The organism is Marinagarivorans sp., from assembly GCF_982758155.1.
In genome coordinates, this window is record NZ_CEXWTU010000287.1 from 1 (window position 1) to 5,320 (window position 5,320).

A 5,320-nucleotide genomic window follows, 5' to 3' on the forward strand; every position below is an offset into this window, starting at 1 on the left:
TTGGAGTTCTTTATGCCCCACACAGCAATTTGACGAGTGCCTGTCCTCGATTATTTGATTATTATGGTGCAATCAGCGAAAACCTTCCACCGATACTTGCTCGATTAAATATCGATATTGATGCTTGGCTGCTACAAACGCAGCATTTTGAACAACACTATCAAACTTTGTTCGCTAAGCGCAGGAAAAAGCGCGCCGCTTAGCCTCAGCGACTTCAATTACAATTCTGCGGCACCAAGAACCATCACTCCTGCGTCAATAAATAACCCCAAGGCATTAGCTTTGGGGTTAATGTGTATTTTGGGGCTATGGGCGAAAAATTCATGAAGGTAGGTGAGGTCTAGTATTTCTACTGAATATTGAGTGTCTTTATTTTTTGGAGAGTGCCTGTCCTGCATTATTTTTTCCTTGCGCTTTTACTCAACTAAACTAACGTTTATGAACAACTACTGCAGTTTTCTTAATCGAGAGGAAAGTTAACATGAGATACCTTCATGCAGCAATCGGGCTATTTGTTGCTATGCAAAGCGCTAGCCTAATTGCGGATGTAGAAATTAAAGGGTTCGCCACACTCGCTGCGGAAAAGATGGTATCCAGCGACGGTACACTCAAGGTTGAAGATGACGAGATCGATTTCGAGGAGGGGTCTCTCCTTGCTTTGCAGGTGTCGAGCCAGGTCAACGATAAAGCTAAAGTCGTCGCGCAGATTATGGCGCGAGGAGAAGATGCTTGGGAGCCAACCTTTGAGTGGGCCTACTTAAGTTATGACGTTAATCCAAATTTTAAAGTGCTCGCGGGTAAACAGAGGGTGCCTTACTTTGCCTACTCAGACTATCTAGATGTGAGCTTCGCGTATCACTGGTTAGAGCCACCAGAAGTCTTCTATCTTACAAGCAGTGATTCGGTGTCTGGCTTGGGCGTTGTTTATACTCACCGCTTAGGCATTTTTGATTCGCGCCTTCATGCGGTTTTAGGTAATAGTTCATCCGAAACCGATATCGGTGGAGGCCAAATGGCCGATGTTAAGGCGGACAATCTTTACTCATTCGCTTGGAGCCTAGGATATGACTCATTGAACGTGCGAGCGGCTTACACGGTCAGCGATATTCGCCTGGGCGTAACGGCGGTTAACGAGTTAGCGCAGGGCTGGGAGCAGGCCGGATTCCCTCAGTTTGGTAGCCAGATAAGAATCGATGACAAAGACAATGAGGCCGAATTCTTGAATTTAGGTGTGACCTACGATAATGGTCAGTACCTATTTGCCGCGGAGTATTCCGAACTGGGTATTGAAGGTAGCTTCGTGAGTGATGATATTAAGCAGTACTATGTCAGCGGCGGTTACTATTTTGGCCCTGTGCTGTTGCACGCAACCTACGGCGAAACTGACCGAAAAGCACCTTCAACGGACTTTTTAGATATTGTACCAAGAGGCTTTGGTTTAGAGCCGTTGATTTTTGGTACTCAAGGGCTTTTTGCGACCTCAGAGCTTGAGCAGGACTTTCAGGTTTTGGGCGTGAAATGGGATTTTGCTCCTTTACTGGCTTTGAAGCTGGATGTTAATCGGCTTACCGATAAAATCACTGATGACGATCAAACGCTTGTTCGCCTCGGTATTACTACAGTCTTTTAGGAGCCGGTCATGAATATTAAAAAATGTATTGCAGTGATGTCGTTGGTGCTTTTGTGTCTTTCTGGTGCCAAAACAATGGCGGAGACAGCAGTTGTTGTGCACCCATCAAATAATTCGGAGTTCAGTAAAGAGACCGTAAAGCGATTATTTCTAGGGAAAGATAAAGCCTTTTCTAGTGGAGAGGTGTCCGTGCCGGTCAATGTTGGTATTTCTGAAGATATTAGGGTTAGTTTTGATAAAAAAGTGCTTACAAAGACATCCAACCAAATTAAAGCTTATTGGTCAAAGCTGGTTTTTACCGGTAAAGACGCGCCGCCTATAGAGGTTGATATTAATGAAGTAAAGGACCTTATCGCGGCTAATCCAAATATGATTGGCTATATCCCTAGCTCTGAAGTGGATTCAACTGTGCGCGTTGCATACACATACTGATCGGGTGTTCAGTCATTCATAATGAGTGACTGCTTCTTTTGCGCGGTGAGTGCCAAGGGGCCTGTAAACTGAGTTAAATCACTGTTCGGGTATTGACTCTTATTAGTTGCTAAATGAATTAACCTTCGTTATGAACAATGGGTTTTTATTGATCGTATTTTCAGGTAGTTAGAAAGGTGTAAAACCTGATCGGCCTGCTTATTTTGCTAATTCATTCTATTATTTGGGTGTAAGTTGATGTCTATCCGCTGGAAGATATATTCAATCGCGCTAGTGAGTGTCATTGCCTTTGGCGCCTACCTCGCGTTTAACCTTTGGGTAAATAGCAGTAATGCTAAGTTGTTGGCGCAGGCTAAAGATGTCTATTACCCCATACTGGAAAAAGCGAATGAAAACTCGGTTCGCTTGGATCGAGTGGATGAGTTACATACGACAGGTGTCCTAACGGGTGAGCAGGATTATATCGAGTCGGCTGAAAATACTGCTCGCAAGCTGGTGGATGGCTTCCGAGCAATTGCCGAATTGGAAGTTGAAAGAAAAGACGATATTCATAGGATTATTGAAGCTTTCGATAGCTATTACGAGGCTGCGAACGTTATCGCTAGGGAGATGCTTCAAGAGGACATTGATTTTAAGGTTGTCAAGGAAAGAGCTGGTGAAAAGGAGAAGTATTTGGATCAGGTTACACAGCTGACTGAGGAATATATTACCTATGCGAATGATTCCTTCAAGCATAAAATTGAGGTTGTTAACGAAAATAATGATGACCTTCTGAATTACGGGGTATTAATCTGGGTTGTTAGTATGATATTGCTCAGCTTCGTGGTTCATACCATCGCGAGTATCATTCTGAAGAAAATTGATGATGTGTCGAGCTCTATTCGTGAAATAGTCGCCGGTGGCGAGAAAGAAACCAAAGAAGTATTGGTCACTTCGAATGATGAAATCGGAGAATTGGCGAAGAATTTTAATCAATTACTCGCCAATATCAGGGAAAAGACCAACGATCTTATGGCCCTGATGCATAATATGCATCAGGGTCTATTTACAATTACCCGCGACGGGGTTATTCATAAAGAGTATGCCCATTATTTGGAAGAAATATTCTCTACCAATAGTGTTGCAGGCAAGCCTTATGGTGACTTGCTGTTTGCCAAATGTGATATCGGTGTTGATGGGCGTGATCAGGCCGAGTCGGCAGTGAATATGTTGTTAGCCAGTGAGAAGATGATGTGGGACTTCAATTCTCATTTGTTGCCGAAAAGCTATTCGATTAGTGAGCCGGATAACCCTGAGTGTAAAAAAGCGTTAGAGCTGGATTGGGACCCAATCATTGCTGATGGTGTCGTTGATAAGGTGATGGTGACGGTCAGGGATGTTACTGAGTTGCGCTTAATTCAAGAGAAAACAAGAAAGCAAGAGCAGGAACTATCGATAATCGGTGAAGTACTACAAGCCACACCGCAAAAATTTAAGGCTTTCTCTGCTAATGCAAAAGAGTTACTAGCAAAGAATGAGGCCCTCGTGTCGGCAACCGAAGGTTGGGACAATGAAGTGGTGCGAACGCTATTTGCTAACATGCATACCATCAAGGGCAATGCTAGGACCTACGGCTTTGAGCAGATTACTAATTTAGTGCACAGAGCAGAGTCGACCTACGACAAGCTACGCACGTCTTCAGAGCCAGTCTGGAATCAGTCACATTTGCTGGATGAAATTGCTACAGTGAAGGCTGTTATTGCTAGTTATGATCGACTAGTTGAGGAAAAACTCTCTAGTCTATCGGCTTCCAAATCTAACGCTCAGGCCGAGGCTATAGAGCTTACCCGTCCTCTTTTTAATAATCTTATTGATCGCTTGCGAGGTTTCTGTAGTGGCGATGAAGGCAGACACATAAAGACACTTTATAATGAGGTGGTAAGCTGTGGGACAATGGATTTGGCCAGCTTACTTCAAGGGCAGATATTATCGTTGCCTTCGGTTGCTCAGCAGCTTGAAAAGCCAGCACCGAATGTCCATATCGAAGCTGATGAGGTGCGAATATTTAACCAATTTGATGATGTGCTGAATAATGTATTTATGCACTTGTTTAGAAATGCGTTAGATCATGGCATAGAACCCCCATTGGAGCGCCTTGAGAAGCAAAAGCCAGAGTCGGGCAGTATTTACTTAAAGGCGCGACGACAAGCCAACGGTGCAGTGGTTACCGTAAGCGACGATGGGCGCGGTTTGAACCTCAATGCCATAAGGCAAAAGGCGGATAAACAAGGCGTTTTGCAGGCCGGCCAAGAGATTGAGGCGCAAGATTTGGCTGAGCTTATATTCAGCCCCTATTTATCGACGGCCGGCCAAGTAACGGATATTTCCGGTCGCGGTGTCGGTATGGATGCTGTCAGGTCGATGCTGAAAGAGCAAGGCGCTGATATCGCCATAGAGCTCAAGCATTCATCTAAGGGGGCGGATACTTTGCCAGCTAATGTTGGTACTCCTTTTGAATTTGTCATTAGCCTACCGGATTCAGTGGTTGTAAACCTGCAATAGGCGCAAGATCCGTTGGTAAATCTGCTGGCCAGAATAAAAAGGGACAGGCGCTGCTAGAAGAGTGGTCAGAGCAAAAAATAATGCAGGACAGGTAATAATGCAGGACAGGCACTCCAAAATAATAACGACAGCCAAAAATCAGTAAAAACACTAGACCTCCCCTACTTCAAGAAACTTCTCGCCCATAGATCCAAAACGCACAATAACCCCAAAGCTAATGCCTTGGGGGTATTTGTTGGTGCAGGAGTAATGGTTTTTAGTGCCGCAGAATTGTAATTGAAGTCGCTTCGAACTAAGCGGCGCGCTTTTTCCTGCGCTTAGCGAATAAAGCATGATAGTGCTGCTCAAAATGCTGTGTTTGCAGCAGCCAAGCATCGATGTCGGTATTTAATCGAGCAAGTATCGGTGGAAGGTTTTCGCTGATTGCACCACGTTTATCGTCGCGGATAATTCGCCCCGTCCAGTCAACCAAATTAATATAATCAATTTGGCCAAATATAATGCCTGTTTGTTCAGTAGCCTTTAGGTTGCCCTCGAACTTAAGTAATGGTTTGAGCGGTAAGTCGAAATGACGAATAGATTCAAGTGCGGTTTGTTGCTTAACTGATGCGGCCAAATTAAAGGTGGGATGAATGCGCTCTTTGATACTGGTAAAGCCTGAAGCTTCTGGCGTATCAGCCATGCAAGCTCGAACAGGGTTGAGGTCAACGTAGGCCA

The 5,320-nt window shown here is 44.5% G+C and carries 4 protein-coding genes and 2 pseudogenes; 4 read left to right on the forward strand and 2 right to left on the reverse strand.

Going from position 1 to position 5,320, the window contains the following annotated elements; genetic code table 11:
- A pseudogene (locus tag AC3A8L_RS19515) lies at positions 1-203 on the forward strand (hypothetical protein); the annotation flags it as partial.
- A gap of 15 nt (positions 204-218) precedes the next feature.
- Here AC3A8L_RS19515 and AC3A8L_RS19520 read toward each other — a convergent pair.
- On the reverse strand, positions 219-398 hold the full coding sequence (locus tag AC3A8L_RS19520; RefSeq protein ID WP_487963945.1) for a hypothetical protein: 180 nt from the start codon (positions 396-398) through the stop codon (positions 219-221).
- An 83-nt stretch (positions 399-481) separates the two neighbouring features.
- Between AC3A8L_RS19520 and AC3A8L_RS19525 the strand changes: the two genes are divergently transcribed.
- The 3 genes from AC3A8L_RS19525 to AC3A8L_RS19535 all read left to right on the forward strand — a co-directional run bounded on the left by AC3A8L_RS19525 (position 482) and on the right by AC3A8L_RS19535 (position 4,603).
- Complete coding sequence (locus AC3A8L_RS19525; protein ID WP_487963946.1) at positions 482-1,630, forward strand: porin; 1,149 nt, start codon at positions 482-484, stop codon at positions 1,628-1,630.
- A gap of 9 nt (positions 1,631-1,639) precedes the next feature.
- The gene (locus tag AC3A8L_RS19530) at positions 1,640-2,062 is read left to right on the forward strand and encodes a type 2 periplasmic-binding domain-containing protein (protein WP_487963947.1); all 423 of its coding nucleotides are present in this window, start codon (positions 1,640-1,642) and stop codon (positions 2,060-2,062) included.
- A gap of 237 nt (positions 2,063-2,299) precedes the next feature.
- Entirely contained in the window at positions 2,300-4,603 is a 2,304-nt protein-coding gene (locus tag AC3A8L_RS19535) for a HAMP domain-containing protein (RefSeq protein ID WP_487963948.1), read from the forward strand.
- A 292-nt stretch (positions 4,604-4,895) separates the two neighbouring features.
- Here the strand turns inward: AC3A8L_RS19535 and AC3A8L_RS19540 are convergent.
- Positions 4,896-5,320: pseudogene (locus AC3A8L_RS19540) on the reverse strand (transposase); the annotation flags it as partial.